Genomic DNA, 19,349 nt, shown 5'->3' with positions numbered 1-19,349 from the left:
TACAGCCTTTAAAAGCTGCACCCGGATATTCCTGGCGGCCTCTTCCCATAAGCCTTATTTCTGATGGACTCTCCGGATTCTTTACTGCTCCCGACATCATCCCAGCTGTCCGATAATTTCCACCTGAAGGTCATCAGGGATCTCCTGAAACGACAATATTGTTAATGACCGGTATTGCGCGATGCGGCTATATCGGGAAAGCAGGGGCCAGAGCTGGGGTGAGACCAGCAGTACGGGTTCCACCTGCTGGTTATGGGCCTGACTGACCAACTCTGGAATATTATTCTGCAATTGCATCGACAGGCCGGGCTCGATGACGAAAGACTCTTCTGAAAACTGCGGATCTCGTTTGGCCTGCTCTCTGGCCAGCAACAACATTTTTTCCAGTTCATGCGACAGGGTAAAGACCAAAAGCTGCTCCGGCAGTGACTGATGATTGATCAGTGGGTCGATAATCTGTCGTCGTAAGGTGATACGAACCAGACTCAGTAGCACCAGAATATCCGGCTGTGGCCCTGAAGCAGGGAGTAATGTGGCGGCAATGCGTGGGCTGTCAGCAATCGAAATATTATCAGCCAGCAGTCGCTTGAGAACTTGCATCAATGTGCCCGGAGGCAGTTTATCCGGAACCAGTTCGCCGCATAGCTTCGGTGAGATTTGTCGGAGATGGGTCAGCCACCCCCTGAGTCTCTTCGAACCCGAAGAGATCGTCGATATGATTTTCGATCATCCTGCCGACATGGGTGGTAATCACGGTGGCACAATCAACCACGGTATAGCCGGCCTGCAATGATGCCTCCCGTTCAGTCACTGGAATCCAGTAAGACGTCAACCCATAACAGGGATCTTTGACCGGAGATGCAAAAGACAGAGGTCGGGCATTCTCCAGGGCAATGGCCAGCAACTGATCCAGGTGCAGTTTAAAATGGTCAACGGTAACGTTATGAAGCTGAATAGAATAACTGTCCGGGTCCAGATTCAGGTTATCGCGTATATGAATCATGGGTATCAGAAAGCCGTATTTTTCCGACAATTCCCTTCTCAGGTGTCTGATCTGACTGGCCAGCTCACCATTGGTTACGTGACTGGTCACATGATTCCCGGGGTTTTGACTGAGCAGTGATATGACACGATAACCAATATTCAGGCCAATGGGGTCAACCACCGATATATCCTGCCATGTGAGTCGCTCCCTGGTTGCCACGCTGCTTTCATCACCTTTGCCAGCCAGTGCATTCTTTCGTTCAGTCGTTCTTTCCATGGATATACGTCGATAGATAAACGACATAATCAGTAGGCCAGGGATCACAAAGGCCACATGGGGCATGCCCGGTACCAGACCAATCACAACCAGTACCGCAGCAGCGACCATCAACGCCCTGGGTTGTCCGATAATTTCCTGTCGAACCTGCTGGTTCATGTCCACAGCCCCGGATATGCGGGTCACCATAATGGCGGCCGCGGTGGATAACAGCAGGGAAGGGATCTGGGCCACCAGCCCGTCACCAATAGTCATCAGCCCGTAAAGCTGAACAGCTTCGGTACCACTCATGTCATATTGCCAGACGCCAATGCTCACACCACCCAGAATATTGATGAGTAAAATCATCAACCCGGCAATGGCATCACCACGGACAAATTTGCTGGCACCGTCCATAGCCCCGTAAAAATCCGCTTCACGGGTAATGTCTTCCCGTTTCACCCTGGCCTCATTGTGGTCAATCACGCCGGAGTTCAGATCAGCATCAATGGCCATTTGCTTGCCTGGCATCGAATCAAGCACAAAACGGGCAGTCACTTCCGATATACGACTGCCACCTTTGGTAATAACCACAAAGTTGACGATCACCAGAATCAGAAAAACCAGTAAACCAACAAAATAATTACCGGCAATCACCACGCTGCCAAATGCCTCAATCACCTTGCCTGCCGCATAGGGTCCGTTATGACCATTGATCAGCACCACCCGTGTTGAGGCAATATTCAGGGCCAGCCGCAGCAAAGTGGCGACCAGCAACAGTGTCGGGAACAGGGAAAAATCCAGCGGGCGGTTAATGTAAATGGTAAGAATCAGCAGAATCAACGACAGGGTAATATTAAAACTGAACAGGAAGTCCAGTAGAAATGGCGGAATAGGCAACATTAGCATGGCCAGAACCACCAGCAATAGCAGCGGTGTCGCCAATAAGGAAGCCTTTGAAGAGGTCGGCAGGAGCAAGCCGGTACTGCTCATTACGGATTTCCTGTGCCTGATGAATGCTGGTATTTTTCAGGTATCTGTATATTGGGTGAGCTGGGACAGAAGGTACTTTGGTGAGTGCGATAACGATCAAGTTGATAAAGGTAGACCATGATTTTTGCCACCGCCTGATACAAATCCGGGGCAATTTCCTGATCAATGTCAGTATGATAATAGAGGGCCCGGGTCAGCATGGGCTGAATCAGTACCGGCTTGCCCGCCGAGCGCCCGATACTGATAATCAGTTCTGCCATGTGGTCTATCCCGCGGGCCACCAGCACCGGAGCCCGATCACTATCCGGCTGGTATTTCAATACCACCGCAAAATGGCCCGGATTGGTCAGCACAAGATCTGCATCGGGGATAGCATCCAGCATTTTCCTGCGTGTCACTGCCGCCATTTTTTGCCGTGTCTGTCGAATCCTCTGCCGGGTTTGTGGTGAGCCATCTTCGTTCTTCAGATTGTCTTTGACTTGTTGTCGTGTAAGAAGCTGTTGTCTCTGAAGGCGGTGTTTTTGCCACACAACATCACCAGCGGCAATGACCATAAGCACACCCGATAATGCCAGTCCCGTGGACAATAACAGCGTTAATGCCCGGGTTGCGGCCATCGGCACAGGGTAGTTACGCAGTGCCATGATTTCTGGCAATCGGTAGCGGATAATCAAAAAAAGTGCCACGGTCAATAACAGGGCTTTTAATGATGCCCGCACCACCTCAGCCAGCCCCTGGACAGAACAGATCCGCTTCAACCCTGCCACCGGATTTATCCGCCGGGCTTTTGCTGCCACGATGGTCACACTGAAGATAAAGGAGCCGGAAATCAGGGCACCAGCGGTGACACTGACTACAATCACCAGGAACATGGTGATCATGACTGCCGGAAATACGGAAAATGCCGTCTGCAGACTGTCCATAATCGATGCATGGGAAGCATCATTCAGTGGTGCGTCAACCTGTGCCAGCATGGCTATAACGGTATCGATCTGATCAAAATAACGGGAATAGCCAAGCAGTAAAAAAATGGCCAGGGTCTGCATGGCAATCATCAGATCTCTTGACCGGGAGACCTGCCCCTCTTGCAGGGCTTTCTTTTTCTGCCGCTCGCTGGGTTGCTCCGTGGGCTCACTGCCCTGTTCTTGCTGTTCGGCATTCATCACTTAACCGGACAAGAGAAACCCAAGAGTCTTCAATGCAGAGTGGATGTGCTGTTCGACCGCATAAGGCACCTGCAGTATATTGAGGCTCAACAGTACGATTCCAACCAGAACAATCATGGGGAAACCGAGGGTTAACAGGTTCATCTGTGGTGCTGATCGTGTCATGAAACCAAAGGTGAGATTGACAATCAGCAGACAGACAATGGCGGGAAGAGCAATAAGCAACCCGGCTCCGAACATCCAGCCAGCCATGGTGATCAGGGCTGGTACTCTGTCGATAATCATCAGAAAATGCCCGATGGGTAATGCATGAAAGCTGTTAATAACCACCATAAAGAACAGCAGGTGGCCATTGATCAGAACAAAAAGAAGCTGAGCCATAACCTGATAGATACGGGCAATCACGGTAACACTGATACCATTGGCAGGGTCGTTCAGTTCTGCAAAACCCAACGCCATCTGCAGGCCGGTTAAATGCCCTGCGAGGGTAAACACGCTGAAATAGATCAGTAACACCGCGCCAAATAACAGTCCGGTAAAAAACTCAGAACAGGCCGCAAGGACAAGGCTCAGTGATAGGTCGGTAGTCATGGCAGATGATAGTTGCAACATGACGGCCACAGACAGCGCTAAAGCCAGCAATAAGCGTGCCGAGAGAGGCAACCACTCCCGGGTCAGCGGACAGGTCATGACAAATCCGGAAATACGACAAAACACCAGTAAGTAAAGCACAATCTGATGCGACAGTTCAGAAAGTGCCATACCGCTCACTGGCTATTCACAATGGCAACAAAAAACTCAGTAAAGATGGCACTTAACTCCTGAACCAGCCAATGCATTGACAGCGACAGCGTTAACAATGTGATAAGTAACCGGGGCAAAAAGCTCAGGGTTTGTTCAGTGACCTGAGTTGCCGCCTGGATTATGCTGATCAGCAGGCCCACCAGAAGACCGGGAGCAATCAGCACCAGAGCCATCCAGGAAACACTCCGCAACGCACTGGCAAACATGTAGATCGCATCGTCAGGTGACATTTATGTATCCTGCGTCGTAAACAACATGTTGTAAGGAGCTGCCCTGAAATAACTTCCACATTTCTTCAGATGCTACCCGCTGCCCGCCTCCCGCTACCCGAAAAGCCGTAACCGCTTGTGCTCTTGCGGGAAGCAGGCGGCGGGAAGCGGGCGGCGAGCTTTTCCCAAACCGCCTCTCACGTAGAAAAGCTCCTGATGGTGCCTGCCATAATAAGCCCCCAGCCATCCACCAGAACGAACAGCAACAGTTTAAAGGGCAGAGAGATCAACATCGGCGAGAGCATAATCATGCCCAGTGCCATAAGAATACTGGCAACCAGCAGGTCAATAACCAGAAATGGCAGCAGGATCATCAGCCCCATTTGCAGGCTGGTTTTAATTTCACTGCTTAAAAAAGCCGGCATCAGCAAGGAAAACGGAATATTCTCGGGCACCACATCCGGTTTACCGCCACCGTCGTCGACAGGAGAAATTTCACCGGATAACACCAGAAATTGTTCCATATCCACCTTTCGGGTTTGCTTCAGCATAAACTGGTGCAGTGGCAGTCTTGCGACTTCTATCGCTTCTCTGAATGGCATTCGCTCTTCCAGGTAAGGTTCGACCGCCTGCTCCCGGATCTCGTTAAATACCGGTTTCATAATGAATACTGTCAGGATCAATGCCGAAGCAATCAGCACCCGGGTAGGTGGTGTTTGCTGTAACCCAAGTGCCTGGCGAAGTATGGCCAGTACGATCAATACCCGGGTAAAGCTGGTGGTTACCATCAGCAGACCGGGGAGAAAAGCCAACACCGTCAATATTAAAAAAATCTGCAGGTTAACCGTGTAATCCTGCTGGTTATCACCGGAGGTGACGGATAACAACGGCAACTGAAGGGATGCCTCAGATACTGTGGGTAAAATCAGCAGCAAGGCCGTAACGGGTATCCGCAAACCACAGACATAGACGGCAATGCGCGAAACACCTGACAAGACATCAATATCAGAGGATTTCCAGAATGCGCAGGCCATAATAATCCCCTGTCCGAACCACTTCGCCACGGGCAAACAATACCCCATTTACCATGACATCCAGTGGGTCATGTTCCCGACGGTTCAGACAGACGACAGAACCTGTGTGCAGGTTGAGAATATCGGTAATGGCCATACGTTTGCTACCGACATTCAGGGTCATAGTGACTTCTAAGGCCCCGACAAGACCCAGGTTTGACGAAGTAAGCCTGGCCAGGGGCTCTTCATCAGGATCCTTATACGAATCAGGCTCTGCATCGTCCGTTGTCGCTGGTTCCAAACTATCATATTCTACTGACCCTGACGTATGATGGTCTGCTTCATTATTATCAAGCTCTTCAGGAACGCCTGCTGATTTATCGTCCGTCATCCCATTCACGGGCTTTACATCAGAGCCCTTCAACACGGGTTGATCAGAAGAGTCATGCTGAACATTTTCCTTCGTAATGTCCGATGCTTCCGGATTCATTACCGTTGTATGCTCATCATCAACTGAAGGCTCATCATCAACTGAAGGTCGTGAGTCGTTCACTGACTGTCCTCTCCTCTTAAACAGTTATTGATTACTACAGTAAGGTGCCCTCCATGTTGCCCTGTCGTTCCTCGAAACAGGAGAGCATTCTCCACTCTTATATGTGAGTTTCCGGGATGGGGTATCGATAGAACGTCACCAACGTTCAAATCACATAATTTGCTCATCGGCAAAGACAGTGGCTCAAGATCAACGGTGACATCGACCTCGATTTTGCCAAGAAACCTCAGGATGCGATCCCGGCATGGCTGCTTTGAACCTGTTTCGTCAACCATTACCTGCTCTACCATGGCACTGGTAAAAGCATTGACCGGGGTATAAAAGCAAACAGGGACTAACCATGGTGAGTCCGCGTATGCCGGGTCATGAAACTCAAGATCAAACTGATTCAGCAGGCAGTCATCTGCGAATGAAGCAGGGGTTATCAATGATCCCCCCATCCATTGGGCCAAAGAAGAGAAGCCAGTGTCTGATACTGGGCAATAGGGCGAACAAACTGCTGTCCTCCAAACCTCTGCCAGGGCACTGGCAACCTGATCCATTAGTTGTTTACCAATCCTTGTGAGCTTTCCTGTAACAGCAGGGGGAGAGCTGTCTGACGAAGAGTCATCTGGTGCTGAATCGTCAGCCCCGGCAACCAGGGAAGCCAGGCTGCCACCGAAACAGAGAACCGTGAGAAAGTCAGGTAGTCGCTGATCTAACAGTAAAAATCCAAAGCCGGGTGCACGGCAGATTTCCGAAGAAAAATGCTGATCGTCAAACGGGAGTTGAAAACGATAAAGAGTTTGTCTTGGCAGCTGCTGTAATTGGCTAATCGTCGTATAAATATCATCATTTAAATGACAACGGGCACCAATCACCGGGCTTTCAATAATCTCCTTCAAAGCCTTCAGCAACTCATCAGAAAATGACAATGAAAGCGACTCCAACTCCTTTGTCATACGCAATACCGATGGGGACATCTGATGCAGATAACCACCCTGTATATGCCCTGAATCATTTCTGCCATCAGTCCTGCTATGTACCAAATTGCGATCCACAACACGACCCGGGGAACTAAACTCTGTAGAAGGCATTCGATACTTCCCGTCAGTAGCCTCCTGAAAAAGTAGTTCATACTGTTTTTTTTTCCATCCTGCCGGACAGAACCATGTGCCAGGAATGTGCCATGAAACAGATGAGTTTTATACTGCCAGTAAGACTTACTAACCCTTTTATCTTCATGGCATTATTATCAATCCTGTGCCATTCGTCAGTCTCTGCCAGCCTCTATGATGTGGTTATGGATGATATTGACTGGCAAATGCATGAAAATAAACACTTTGAGTGTCGTTTATATCAGAAAGTACCCTTATTTGGTGGCGTGTCCATTATCGCTGAAGCGGGACACCAACAGTCTATTGAATTAGAGACCTCGCTCTACCCAACACGGCCGGAATCAGTACAGGTATGGATCATGCCCCAGCCATGGGGGCACTATTCAAAAGGTTCATTCGAAAGCGCATCAGAAATTTATCGACCGGGTCGGCACGGCCAACGACTGCTGATCACTGATTATTTTTTGTCTGATAATTTTCAGGTGAAAGGTCTTCATGTGGCACTGAAAATGCCTGTCAGACAATTGCTTGACCGGCTTGATAGTCGCAGTTATTTGTCTGTCTATACTGTTGCAAAAATGTCACAAAACAGCAGTCCTGCCAGTAACACCATTGAAGTCAGAATTCCCACGGTGGGTATGTTGCCAGCGATGAAAAAAATGTCAGAGTGCATTGCCCGCTTACTGCCAAGAAACTTCCGACAGCTGCATCAATACAAACTTCATTATGCCCTGGGACAGTTTTTGTTAAATAACCATCAACGACAGTGGTTATTAGATACTGTGCGCTATGTAGCTGTGGATAAAAACATCCGCGAAATCACCATTGACGGTAATACTGATAATACGCCCTTCAGCGACAGCTATGAAACCATTGACCGGTTACAAAATCTGGAACTGTCAAAGAAGCGGGCTGATGCTGTGCGCAACCAGTTGGAACAATACCTGAAGGAAGCCAAAATTGGCCGAACTGTCAACGTCACTGCCCGCCATCATGGCGAACGTTACCCTGTGGCCAGTAATACGACTGCTGCCGGACGATATAAAAACAGACGAGTTGAGGTTACATTGTTGCACGATGCCAACAAGAGCCCGATGGAAGAGTCTGAAGACCCACATTAACTCACTGCCTCATAAATCATGGCAACTGCCGGTAAACAATCTATCTTTAAAAAGATTCAAACATTATGTAAACGTTGAGTGTATTGAAGTAATAAGCGACTGCTTAAGTATGTGAGTAAATTACCAATGCCCGATTCAGCAATGATATTGCCTCCAGACAGTGTATTCCAGGTGCAGTCACCATCGGAGTTCTTGCCAACCCCCATCAGTGGTAACGCTCATCAACCTGAGCCTTTTTCCCGTGTCTTTACCACCCTGTTGAATCATACCAACAATACCCAACTGCAGGCAGAACAGCACATGGCTGAACTGGAAGCGGGGCAGGATAATTTGATTGAAACGGTGATGTCGATTCAGAAAGCGAGTCAGACCATGAATATGCTGATACAGGTCAGAAACCACATTGTTGAAGGGTATCATGAAACGTTTAACCAGCAGATTTAGTAAAATCGCCGTCTATTAATAGTAAATCAAGTCGTCAGAACTGTACGATTCCGTTTGATTTCACCTCCTCCCCTGAACCGGACAGGTTGTCGTAGAAAAACCAGGCCCGGGTCTGAATTGAATCACTGATGGACAAAAGGTGGGCATAACGGTGGATAAAAACACCTCCCTGCAATCGTCAAAGGTTATCAGTGCGGCATCTAAAAAATACTGGCACCAGTTGCATGGCTGGTTTGCGGCAATATTGAAAGGAACGCCTGAAGGCTTCGGAACTAACCAGAGACTGCTGGTACTGCTGGTGGTCAGTGCCTTGCTGATTGCCGTGCTGATTAATACGGCCCTCTGGTGGCATGACCGTGACTTTCGCTCGTTGTATGGTTATGGCGAAAACTACAATATGGCAGCAATCATCGACATTCTGGATAAACAGGGAATTGGCTACCGAATCAACCCGGACGATGGGCAGCTACTGGTTCACGCTAACCAGCTTTCAGAGGCGCGCATGGCTATGGCCGCCGGAGGAATTATCGCTCCTGGCTCAAAACCATGGATGCCAGAGGCATCAGCTATAGGCAGCAGTCGTTTTGTTGAGCAAATGCAGTTTCTGCGTTCGCTGGAAATGTCGTTATCCGAAACGATCAGTGGTATCAATGCGGTTCGCTATGCCCGCGTCCACTTATCAGTCCCCGAGCAGAGTGTCTTTTTCAGGAGCCGCCCTGCGGCCAAGGCGTCGGTGTATCTGGAACTCTACAGTGGCATGCGGCTTCAACCGGATCAGGTTGAAGGTATTATGCGTCTGGTGAGCGGCAGTATTGCCACACTTAATGAACAGGACGTCACGGTCGTTGATCAATATGGCAATCTGCTCAGCCAGTCGATTGCTACTGCGCTGATCACTGGCAGTGATGGCACAGGTCATGCCTATCTTAAAGCCAGGACCAGTATTGAAAGCCATCTGGAGCTGCAGTTATCGAAAATTCTTGATGCTGTGGTCGGCCCGGGTTACTACCGGGTTGATGTCGCCGCTGATCTGACATACGACAAAATAGAACAAAACTCTGAACAGTTTGACCCAAACACCCTGGTGTTACGCAGTGAATCGGTCGAGTCAGGCAGGCCATTTTTGCTGGACAAACCAGCCACCATCGGGCAAGCACCTTCGGTTCCTGCTCCCGGGACACCAGCACCTGAGTTCGGAGGGGAAGAAGTCGGTAAACAGAAGGTGATTCGTAATTATGAGGTCAGTCGCCAGATCAGCAACGAAACCCGATATCCCGGCCAACTGAAGCGATTAACCATTGCCGTGGTCATTGACGATGGCAGGTTAAAACCCGAAACAACGGTTCCTGACAGTGAAGCAAGGTTAACGACACTGATCAAGCAAGCTTCAGGATTTGATGCATCCAGGGGAGATACCGTGAGCCTCGCCATTCTCCCTTTTGCCACCGTCCCGCCGCTTGTGCCCGCTAACGACCAGAAGAGCTTCCATCGCTGGCTTGACCTCGGTAACAAAGTTCTGCAATTGATATTATTGGCCACAATCCTGTCGTTTATAGTCTTGGGCTGTCGAAGGCTCTTACGTGCTGACCGGTTGACATCGCCCGGGTCGACAGACAGTGACAGGGCCACCGTCTCCGGTATGGCGGAACAGCCCAGGTCATCAATGGCCAATGACAAAATACCCGCTGACCGGCCTCCGGTCACTCTGGAGGAGCAGGTTGCCCGATACCGGGAGCTGGCTCAGGATGAGCCGGAAAAAGTTGCTGCCGTATTAAAAGAGTGGATCAAGAGGAATCACGCTAATGGCTGAGTCAAAAACAAAGCAGCCTGAGCGCTCACAGAGCCTGACCGGTAGTTACGGCTCTGGAGAAGAGGCTGCTGTCTTTCTGTTATTACTGGGTGAGCAGGCTGCTGCTAACGTGATAAAACATTTCACACCCGGTGAAATAAGAGTTATCAGTCAGTATTCTGAAAAAATGCGGGTAAAGAATCGTGATCAGCTGATTATGATGTTGAATCAGTTTGAGCAGTCTTATGCCAATGTCAGCCTATTGTTAGGTGATTATCAGATCCAGATGCGGCAGGTCCTGCAAAAGGCATTGGGTAAAGAACAGGCTATCTGTCTGGTAAATCCTCCTGGCAGCCACCGGGAGCCGCTGACCGGGTTGCAGTTAATGAAGCCGGAGCTTCTGGCTGCCATGATCAGAGATGAGCCGGAACAGTTTCAGGCAGCCGTGCTGTCCTGCCTGCAATCGGATCAGGCCTCGGATGTCATTAACCTGCTTCCCCAGGAACGAGTGCAGGGTATTCTGGAAAGGATTGCCCATATTAGCAGCTTGTCCCAGGCATCTTTGCAGGCCATTGTCACCTTTCTGCAATCCTTTCTTAATGAACAGGCGATTAATCACCTGCTGCCCGTTAATGGTGAACAGCAGGTCGCTAACATTCTGAATCTTTTTGATACTGAAGCAAAGGAACAGGTGCTTTTCAAGCTGAAGCAATCTGACAGCGCCATAGCGTTGCGAATAGAAGAACAAATGCTGGTATTTGCCCAGGTCACTGATCTTTCAATGGAGAACATTGCCAGGTTGGTTGCCAGGGTTGATCCAGCGGATTTAGCCATGGCGCTTAAAGGGGAAACGGAGGTAGTTCGTCATCATATTTACCAGTCCATGAGCAAAAGAGCGGCTAACTACCTGCAGGAGGAATTAGCGGTATTGGGAGCCGTTCCACAGAGTAAGGTCATAAAGGCGAGGCGTAGAGTGGTACAGGTGATGGATGATCTGTTGAAAAGCGGAGAGATTGAAATGCTCCGTGGCAATGAAGTAATGCTGGAGTAACCCGATGATAAAGACCACAGCATGCAGACAAAGTACTGAAATACAAAGTGCTGGCTGGAATAAAACCCGTGCTGATGGGCCCACTCCATCGGATTCCGGCTGGCCAGGAAAGGAACTCTCAGCGCCTGAACAGCATTGTGTCCATCGCTACCAGTTCCCACCGTCAGCTTATCAACAGGACCAATGCACCGGGCAAAAGAAGCCTGCGCAACCACCGACCGGTATTAACTTTCAAATGCTGCGGGAGATTGTTCGAAGAGCCCGGCAACGGCACATTGACCATCGTCGTAAAGCAGAAGACATCGGGTATGCTGAAGGTCAGCAACGTGGCTTTCAGGACGGCTATCAGGAAGGCTATCAGAAGGGTTTTGAGGCCGGACACCTGGCTGGAATGCATGAATCACAGATGGAGCAGAAAGCCAGCGCGGAGCAATGGCTGGCTCTGATGAATAGCCTCTGGAATGAGTTGTACAACCTGCATCAATCAACCCTGCTGCATTTAGGCCAACCGCTGATCGAACTGATCAGCAAAGTGGTCAGGCAGGTAGTCAACCATGAACTGGCGACCTCGCGAGCGTCAATGCATCAACTGATTACCGACTCTATGTCCATGCTTCCGGACATTAAAGGGGGGCAACTGGTGATCAATCCTGTGGATCGTCCTCTGATAGACCCGATCATCAAACAGTTACCCGAGGGCTGGTCTATTCAGGAGGATCACGCTCTAACATCAGGCGGATGTCGTCTGGTTACCGATCTTGGCGATGTTGATGCCACGGTGGAAAGTCGTGTTACGGCCTGCATTGATACTGTGCATGAACAATTAATAATGGACAGTTGATGCCATCGTGTCGCTGTTATCACTTCCCTCCCCTCCGGTTGACATAACCGACCATACCAGAACCGAACTCTGGGATCGGTTGATCCGACAATTGATGTCTGCCGGAGAACAGGTCTCCATGTTGACACCTCAGCGCTCGTCCGGTCAGTTGATCAAGGCAGCCGGACTGATTATGGAGGTGGCGGGCTGCAGGATGCAGACCGGTCAGCGGTGCCTGGTTCAGGGCAGTGATGGTCTTACTGTAGAAGCAGAGGTTGTTGGCTTTGACAGAAATACGCTGCTGCTGATGCCGATTGACTACCATGACGGGTTATCCCCCGGCGCGAAAGTCACATCGATGGGGGATAATTCATCCATTGTGGTGGGCGACGCCTTGCTGGGACGGGTTATTGACGGTGTCGGCCGACCACTGGACGGCAAGGCAAAGCCCACAGGCAGCGCTAATATCCGCCTTCATAGTCCTCCTATTAACCCACTGCAACGATCCCCGGTTGCCACACCATTAGACGTCGGTGTACGTTCTATTAATGGATTACTGACCATTGGCAGAGGACAACGTATTGGTCTGTTTGCCGGGAGCGGCTCAGGCAAAAGTACACTGCTGGGCATGATTGCCAGAAATACCAGCGCCGATATTGTGGTACTGGCCATGATTGGCGAAAGAGGGCGAGAGGTTGGCGATTTTATCCGCCAGAATATCAATGACCACTGTCTTCAGCGCTCCGTTGTTGTTGCCGCCCCTGCCGACCATTCACCGGTCATGCGGCTGCGAGCCGCGCTGGTGGCACACCGTATTGCCGAGTACTATCGGGATACCGGACATCATACCCTCTTATTAATGGACTCCCTGACCCGCTATGCCCAGGCCCGCCGGGAGGTTGCCCTGGCTACCGGTGAGCCACCTGCAGCCAGGGGATACCCACCCTCAGTCTTTAACAGGATTGCCCGGTTAGTTGAGAGGGCTGGCAATGGCTATCAATCAAGTGGTTCATTAACGGCCTTTTACACCGTTCTGACGGAAGGGGAACAAGATACGGACCCCATTGGTGAATCCGCCAGGGCGATCCTGGACGGCCACTTGGTACTCAGCCATGCTCTAGCAATCTCCGGACACTATCCAGCCATTGACGTGGTGACCTCCATCAGCCGGACGATGACGCAATCCGTATCCGAAGAGCACCTCAAGATGTCGTTGACCTTCCGACGATTATTAGAAAAAGCCCGTGAAGGGAGTGAATTAAAATTACTGGGCGTCTATCAACCGGGTAATGACGCTGATATGGATATGGCCATGGCTGCAGAGCCGGGTATGCTCGGCTATTTGCAGCAAAATATCAAGGAGCGAGAGACGCTGGAAGACAGCGTTCAGCAGTTAAAAGCGTTAATTTCCGGACTTCGTCATGGCCATCCGCAAAAAACTGATTAACCGCCTGCTCCATCTTGAAGAGCTGCAACATCAACAGCGACTGAGTGCTATCCGTCGTCAGCTTGCAGTACTGGAAAAACATAATCGATTAATCGAAACACTGGATACGGCAGGCAGTGCGACAGTGGCCCAAAACATTCAAACCGGGTCACACTATACGGGCATACAAGTCATCAATCGGGCAATGTTTCATTGGCAATTGCTGAATAGCTGGCAGCTTTGCATTGAGGCACGTTCACGACAGATCGACACCACCAGGGCTCTATCGACAGAGATAACGGTGAAAATGCAGCGACTTGAACGATTGCACCAGCGGTACAAATAATGCCCAAGTCAGCTTTTTTCCAACTGACAGGAAACCTCCAGAGTGAGTCTGAGTCGGGTGTTATCCTGAAATAGACAGTGAACTTTTAGCGAACCCAATACGATTGTCGTGGCTTTAAAATCTTTGGGTTTCTTTTTTTATTATTGGTATTACAACTTATTTCGTTTGAATTTTCATCCTATAAAATGACGAGGGATTTTTATTGGTTCTGGAGCAATTCAAGAATAACGAAGGTTTCGACCGTCTTATCAAACTTATTAAGGAGCTTTAAATGAAAAAGCTTATTATCGCTGCGCTACTTGTATCATCCACGGCTATGGCGGATGCGCCTCGCCTTGAGAAGGCTCTCTACACCCGCGTTCGTTCGTGCGTGGAGATTGCCAAACTGGAGGATAACCCCCTCCTGTCGGCTATCTTCAAGTCCAAGGCGGATGATTACTACCATAACTTCGCCGGTGATAAGGCGGCCTTGAACTGGGCCGTTGTATCCAACAAATTTGGCTTCCGTAAGAAGCCTAAGGAAATGTCCCGCGAACAACGGAAAGATGCTATCAAGACTTGTAACGATATCATCTGGTAGTATAAAAAGAGGTCTTCGGCCCTCTTCTTATTATTCCCTGAATCCTCGAGTCTACAACTAAGAAATCAGCCTGAAAAGCCAATAAAGAGGATAACTGTAAGGGACGGTTCCGGGGTAAGCGCCAATTTAACCTGCGTATGTTGCCATTTTAACCGTAAAATGCTTGTGTCAGGGCAACTGGTTTATCCTTGTAGGAGGCTATGTTTCCCTTAAGGGTTGATGAGTCTAAACTGTCGTAAAGCCCTGAAATGGGAGATTCTGTTATGCAGTCTCAACAGTTTCAAGACCTTCTTAATGCATATCACAGCCCTTGCAGGAACTCTTCCATCCAGTCATCGTTGTTGACCAGTTCTGACTCTGTCGCCAATGAATCCAAATCCCATTCCACTATTTCATCAAGCCCAAGTGGGTCTATTCTCCTTTTCTCGCTGGCTTCATGCCATTCTTTCCGTGTTTCTGAATCCACTGCGTAGCTCATTTTGCAGATAGCAGTGCTTAATTCAACAGAAGTCATTCGGCTTCGGTGGGGTTCCAGCAGTTCAAGTTCTGCATTTCCCAATTCGCGAAAACGATCCAGAGCTTCCATTGCCGCGTCAAAGTCAGATAGCGGCCCTTGAATGCGACGGTTGGCAACCTGGTTCCCTTGAGTCGGTATGCTTGCCCTTGCTGGAAGTCCTTGCTGAGGGATTGATGTTACTACTGGCGTTTTTGCTGCCTCAATCTGTTCCAACTTTGCAACCACCGCTTTCTTAACGAGGTCTGGAACAATGCCGTCTTTATCATCTTTGATAACCGGGCCGAGTGCCGTGCATAAACGGGCGTTTAGCTGGCCGCTGCTGGCATAGTGTTCAAGAGATGACCAGACCGCAGGCTTTAATGGTTTATGGCAATTGATTAGTCTAATAATCAGAGAGGGTGCCACCAGGTGTGGTATTTTTTTAGGCTCGGCTTTCTTGGGCTCTTTGGTTCTCGCTTGCATTTGGGCTAATTTTGCCTCAAGCCTGATCGCATAGAGATCGCGCTTGTCCTGAGGCTTTTTATACCATTGTTCTGTGAACTCGGTTGCCTTGAAAAAGGCGGTTAACTGTTGCAATGTCCAGTTCTTTATAACAAAGCCGGTATCTCTGAGGGTAAACTCTGGATTTTGGAGTACCACCGGATCGCCATCGTCTGGCAAAACGGTTAGTCTTTGATTCTTGAATTGATATTCTGTTTGTTCAAGCTCAATTAACATGGCCGTGATAAAGTGCCACAGGCATTCCTGGCCCGACATGGCGGGATCACCACCGACCATCACCCCTCTTTTATCATCTGTTGCCACTCGCTTTGAAAAGCAGAGATCCGGTATTTTCTCTGGTTCAGGTAGAGAGTGGTTGGTGAGCAGCATTCCTTCCAGCAACCGTTGCTGAATCGTGACATCAGGAGCGGTTTCAGGGGTAGCCTGATAGTCAAGACAGGCATCCATGAATTGCTGCATTTTGTGTTGTCCAAACACCCGATGTAACCCGCGCCACTGTGAGATGGTGGGCAAGGTTTTGAATAGCTCATCCATCTTATCCGCGTATTTTGAGCGGTTATTTTCTGACTGTTGCCAGAGAATCTCCAGCATCGTGCGTTTAGATTGCATGAAGTCAAATCGCTGGCCAAGCTGTTGGCAAAGTGGTTTTAATGCATACCACTGTTCCTGAGTCGGGGCTGGCTTCAGGTTTCTGCACAGTTCAAGGTATTCCTGCATCTCAGATTCAGAGAGTTGCGTTAGTGCAAATTTTGTTAAAGCCAGTGGTGCAGGAATGGCTAATGCCTGAGTGAGTACTCCTTTGCAGCGTGGATTTTCACGATATTTTTCCATCCAGAAGTGGATACCAGTTCCTCCATGGATAGCCAATATCGGTAGCAATGATTTCAGCGCAGCACGAACAGCCACTCTGTCATGTCGAGGACACTTGTGGGCAGCCAGATATTGTTGGAATTCGGCAATTTTCATGCGCCATGTTGCGGGCCCGGAGAAGAACAGAGCCAGAGCTTTCATTTGACTCGATTCTAAAAGATCTTCGTCACTATTATCGTCTCCATGTTCAGTGGTACAACCATGCTGATTAAGACATTGGCGAAGTGTTTTCTCATTTTCAGTCAGTTTTTCTGCTGATGGCAAACCAAAACTGGCAAATATTCGGCAAGAAAGTTTCAGAATATTCTTATTTTCATCCAAGGGTAGCCATTGCACGAACGCTTCCACCTTGGCTTTGTCGGGCAAGCCTTTGCCATGACACATGGAGGAAAAGGCCTGCAGTAGTTCCAGGCTGAATTCGCCGTTCACCTTCCAGCACTCCCACGCTTTGAGCGCTTCCACCTTCGCTTTGTCGGGCAAGCCCCTACTGCTCATCATGGAGGAAAAGGCCCGCAGCAGTTCCGGGCTGAATTCGCCGTTCACCTTCCAGCACTCCCACGCTTTGAGCGCTTCCACCTTCGCTTTGTCGGGCAAGCCTTTGCCATGACACATGGAGGAACAGACCCGCAGCAGTTCCAGGCTGAATTCGCCGTTCACCTTCCAGCACTCCCACGCTTTGAGCGCTTCCACCTTTGCTTTGTCGGGCAAGCCTTTGCCATGACACATGGAGGAAAAGGCCCGCAGCAGTTCCAGGCTGAATTCGCCGTTCACCTTCCAGCACTCCCACGCTTTGAGCGCTTCCACCTTCGCTTGGTCGGGCAAGCCTTTGCCATGACACATGGAGGAAAAGGCCCGCAGCAGTTCCAGGCTGAATTCGCCGTTCACCTTCCAGCACTCCCATGCTTTGAGCGCTTCCACCTCCGCTTTGTCGGGCAAGCCCCTACTGCTCATCATGGAGGAAAAGGCCCGCAGCAGTTCCAGGCTGAATTCGCCGTTCACCTTCCAGCACTCCCACGCCACGAACGCTTCCACCTTCGCTTTGTCGGGCAAGCCCCTACTGCTCATCATGGAGGAAAAGGCCCGCAGCAGTTCCAGGCTGAATTCGCCGTTCACCTTCCAGCACTCCCACGCCACGAACGCTTCCACCTTTGCTTTGTCGGGCAAGCCTTTGCCATTACATATGGAGGAAAAGGCCCGCAGCAGTTCCAGGCTGAATTCGCCGTTCACCTTCCAGCACTCCCACGCTTTGAGCGCTTCCACCTTCGCTTTGTCGGGCAAGCCTTTGCCGTTACACATGGAGGAAAAGGCCCGCAGAAGTTCCAGGCTGAATTCGCCGTTCACCTTCCAGCACTCCCACGCTTTGAGTGCTTCCACCTTTGCTTTGTCGGGCAAGCCCCTACTGCTCATCATGGAGGAAAAGGCCCGCAGCAGTTCCAGGCTGAATTCGCCGTTCACCTTCCAGCACTCCCACGCTTTGAGCGCCTCCACCTTCGCTTTGTTGGGCAAGCCTTTGCCATGACACATGGAGGAAAAGGCCCGCAGCAGTTCCGGGCTGAATTCGCCGTTCACCTTCCAGCACTCCCACGCTTTGAGCGCTTCCACCTCCGCTTTGTCGGGCAAGCCTTTGCCATTACACATGGAGGCAATCTGTTTCAAGCATGGGTTAGCAGCAACCGCCTGAATATTTTCCTCGCTTTCTTCTGCAAACTTTTTTATCTGAGTCTTCGAATTGAGCATGCTGGTAAGGCAGCTGGTATTGGTAATCTGCTGCGGATTGACAGCTAAAAAGAACGTGTTGGCCTTGGCAAAATAGCCTTTGAAAGTCTGAGAATCTTTGACAATGCTGAAGTTTTTTAACTTGGAAAAGAGGGAATGTGCGGGCGGCTTTCCCCTGTCTCGCGTTAACTGGATTTTCCTGTCTTTGAGGTTTTTCAGAAGAGTCCCGGCATTCTTTAATATTGCTTGAATTTCTTGATTATTTAAATGTGTTCGCAGTTCATTTTGCTGGCTTACAGAAAATTCTGAAATTGATGTTTCACTGTTAATTTCTGTAGTGAGGGGTACATCCTTCATTGGTTCAGGCATGACCTGCACCATCGCTGAGGTATGTTCATTGCCAGTTAATAGGCTGTTGTCGCTGACTGTTGGCAGATTTCTTGATAGGAAACTGATCACTCCCGGAAGCCTGGAAGCTGGGTCAGCAGGCATGGCCGGTTCGGTCTCCATTGGCTCCGGATTAGCAGGTAGCGAAGTTGCAGAACACACAATACGCCTGCTGTTGTCAGTAACACGCCTGCGCTTTATGGGTGGGATGGGCCCGGATTCAGATTGCAGTTGATGCGGTGGAAATGTTCCAGTGCCCGTTGTTGTCTGTTCCACCTGGTAACCTGACATGGGTCGCTTTCTTTCTTGTTTTCGGCTGTCTGCTGGCCGGTGCCTTCCGGCTTCAGTGGCTGTTAACGGGGATGCCGTGTCTGCGGTTACTGAGGAGGAAGGTGACTGCATGGCTTCTTCGGGGATTACCTGTTTGCAGTTGGAGAATCGTCTGGGGATGACAACAATAGAACTGACCAGGTCAGCCCGGTAAAGTTCCGGGCAGCCGGTATCAGGGAAGGCTGACCTGTTTTGTCAGGCACTCTGGCTGTGAGATGTGTTTATACCAACTCCACCTTCTAAATATGAACTGCGCAGCCATTTTGAACCGCTGGATCTTCGTTGGAATTCCTCGCAATAGCCCTGCTATTACTCGTCATTCCGCCTTGCCCAGCGGCTCAAAATGACTTGCTCGTTATCATATTTAGAAGGTGGA

Annotated in this window: 17 protein-coding genes; 8 read left to right on the top strand and 9 right to left on the bottom strand. The window is 49.9% G+C overall.

Features of this window, described 5'->3' with window-relative positions:
- Nucleotides 1-96 precede the first annotated feature (96 nt).
- From O3276_RS19695 to O3276_RS19660, 8 genes are all read right to left on the bottom strand, one after another.
- Entirely contained in the window at nucleotides 97-633 is a 537-nt protein-coding gene (locus O3276_RS19695; protein ID WP_269676021.1) for an FHIPEP family type III secretion protein, read from the bottom strand.
- Nucleotides 620-2,233 (bottom strand): FHIPEP family type III secretion protein, encoded by a 1,614-nt coding sequence (locus O3276_RS19690; RefSeq protein WP_269672848.1) that lies wholly within the window; start codon nucleotides 2,231-2,233, stop codon nucleotides 620-622. The genes O3276_RS19695 and O3276_RS19690 overlap by 14 nt, the downstream gene beginning before the upstream one ends.
- On the bottom strand, nucleotides 2,233-3,396 hold the full coding sequence (locus O3276_RS19685) for an EscU/YscU/HrcU family type III secretion system export apparatus switch protein (protein ID WP_269672847.1): 1,164 nt from the start codon (nucleotides 3,394-3,396) through the stop codon (nucleotides 2,233-2,235). The genes O3276_RS19690 and O3276_RS19685 overlap by 1 nt, the downstream gene beginning before the upstream one ends.
- Nucleotides 3,397-3,399: 3 nt before the next feature.
- Nucleotides 3,400-4,161 carry a flagellar biosynthetic protein FliR gene (gene fliR / locus O3276_RS19680; RefSeq protein ID WP_269672846.1) on the bottom strand — a complete coding sequence of 254 codons (762 nt, stop codon included), beginning with the start codon at nucleotides 4,159-4,161 and terminating at the stop codon, nucleotides 3,400-3,402.
- Nucleotides 4,162-4,166: 5 nt separating this feature from the next.
- Nucleotides 4,167-4,433, bottom strand: a complete 267-nt coding sequence (locus O3276_RS19675) for a flagellar biosynthetic protein FliQ (protein ID WP_269672845.1) — start codon at nucleotides 4,431-4,433, stop codon at nucleotides 4,167-4,169.
- Nucleotides 4,434-4,609: 176 nt separating this feature from the next.
- Nucleotides 4,610-5,446 carry a flagellar type III secretion system pore protein FliP gene (gene fliP / locus O3276_RS19670; protein WP_269672844.1) on the bottom strand — a complete coding sequence of 279 codons (837 nt, stop codon included), beginning with the start codon at nucleotides 5,444-5,446 and terminating at the stop codon, nucleotides 4,610-4,612.
- Nucleotides 5,418-5,978, bottom strand: a complete 561-nt coding sequence (locus O3276_RS19665) for a FliM/FliN family flagellar motor switch protein (RefSeq protein WP_269672843.1) — start codon at nucleotides 5,976-5,978, stop codon at nucleotides 5,418-5,420. The genes fliP and O3276_RS19665 overlap by 29 nt, the downstream gene beginning before the upstream one ends.
- Nucleotides 5,975-6,919: a FliM/FliN family flagellar motor switch protein gene (locus O3276_RS19660; protein WP_269672842.1), complete on the bottom strand. Its 945-nt coding sequence runs from the start codon at nucleotides 6,917-6,919 to the stop codon at nucleotides 5,975-5,977. The genes O3276_RS19665 and O3276_RS19660 overlap by 4 nt, the downstream gene beginning before the upstream one ends.
- Nucleotides 6,920-7,155: 236 nt before the next feature.
- Between O3276_RS19660 and O3276_RS19655 the strand changes: the two genes are divergently transcribed.
- The 8 genes from O3276_RS19655 (at nucleotide 7,156) to O3276_RS19620 (ending at nucleotide 14,652) form a co-directional block, all read left to right on the top strand.
- Nucleotides 7,156-8,196, top strand: a complete 1,041-nt coding sequence (locus O3276_RS19655; RefSeq protein WP_269672841.1) for a MotY family protein — start codon at nucleotides 7,156-7,158, stop codon at nucleotides 8,194-8,196.
- Between the two features lie 171 nt (nucleotides 8,197-8,367).
- Nucleotides 8,368-8,640 (top strand): flagellar hook-basal body complex protein FliE, encoded by a 273-nt coding sequence (locus O3276_RS19650; protein WP_269672840.1) that lies wholly within the window; start codon nucleotides 8,368-8,370, stop codon nucleotides 8,638-8,640.
- A gap of 151 nt (nucleotides 8,641-8,791) precedes the next feature.
- Nucleotides 8,792-10,450 carry a flagellar basal-body MS-ring/collar protein FliF gene (gene fliF / locus O3276_RS19645; RefSeq protein WP_269672839.1) on the top strand — a complete coding sequence of 553 codons (1,659 nt, stop codon included), beginning with the start codon at nucleotides 8,792-8,794 and terminating at the stop codon, nucleotides 10,448-10,450.
- Complete coding sequence (locus O3276_RS19640; protein WP_269672838.1) at nucleotides 10,443-11,480, top strand: flagellar motor switch protein FliG; 1,038 nt, start codon at nucleotides 10,443-10,445, stop codon at nucleotides 11,478-11,480. The genes fliF and O3276_RS19640 overlap by 8 nt, the downstream gene beginning before the upstream one ends.
- Before the next feature lie 4 nt (nucleotides 11,481-11,484).
- Nucleotides 11,485-12,321, top strand: a complete 837-nt coding sequence (locus tag O3276_RS19635; RefSeq protein WP_269672837.1) for a FliH/SctL family protein — start codon at nucleotides 11,485-11,487, stop codon at nucleotides 12,319-12,321.
- A gap of 7 nt (nucleotides 12,322-12,328) precedes the next feature.
- Complete coding sequence (locus O3276_RS19630) at nucleotides 12,329-13,747, top strand: FliI/YscN family ATPase (protein WP_269672836.1); 1,419 nt, start codon at nucleotides 12,329-12,331, stop codon at nucleotides 13,745-13,747.
- Nucleotides 13,722-14,072 carry a hypothetical protein gene (locus O3276_RS19625; protein WP_269672835.1) on the top strand — a complete coding sequence of 117 codons (351 nt, stop codon included), beginning with the start codon at nucleotides 13,722-13,724 and terminating at the stop codon, nucleotides 14,070-14,072. Before O3276_RS19630 ends, O3276_RS19625 begins: the two co-directional genes overlap by 26 nt.
- Nucleotides 14,073-14,343: 271 nt before the next feature.
- Nucleotides 14,344-14,652 (top strand): hypothetical protein, encoded by a 309-nt coding sequence (locus O3276_RS19620; protein WP_269672834.1) that lies wholly within the window; start codon nucleotides 14,344-14,346, stop codon nucleotides 14,650-14,652.
- Nucleotides 14,653-14,953: 301 nt separating this feature from the next.
- On the opposite strand, the gene O3276_RS19615 is transcribed toward O3276_RS19620, so the two are convergent.
- Nucleotides 14,954-19,045 (bottom strand): hypothetical protein, encoded by a 4,092-nt coding sequence (locus O3276_RS19615; protein ID WP_269672833.1) that lies wholly within the window; start codon nucleotides 19,043-19,045, stop codon nucleotides 14,954-14,956.
- Between the last annotated feature and the right edge of the window lie 304 nt (nucleotides 19,046-19,349).

The organism is Endozoicomonas sp. GU-1 (assembly GCF_027366395.1).
GTDB lineage: Bacteria > Pseudomonadota > Gammaproteobacteria > Pseudomonadales > Endozoicomonadaceae > Endozoicomonas.
Note: the sequence above shows the minus strand (reverse complement) of the source record. Positions and strands in the feature narration are given on the sequence as shown.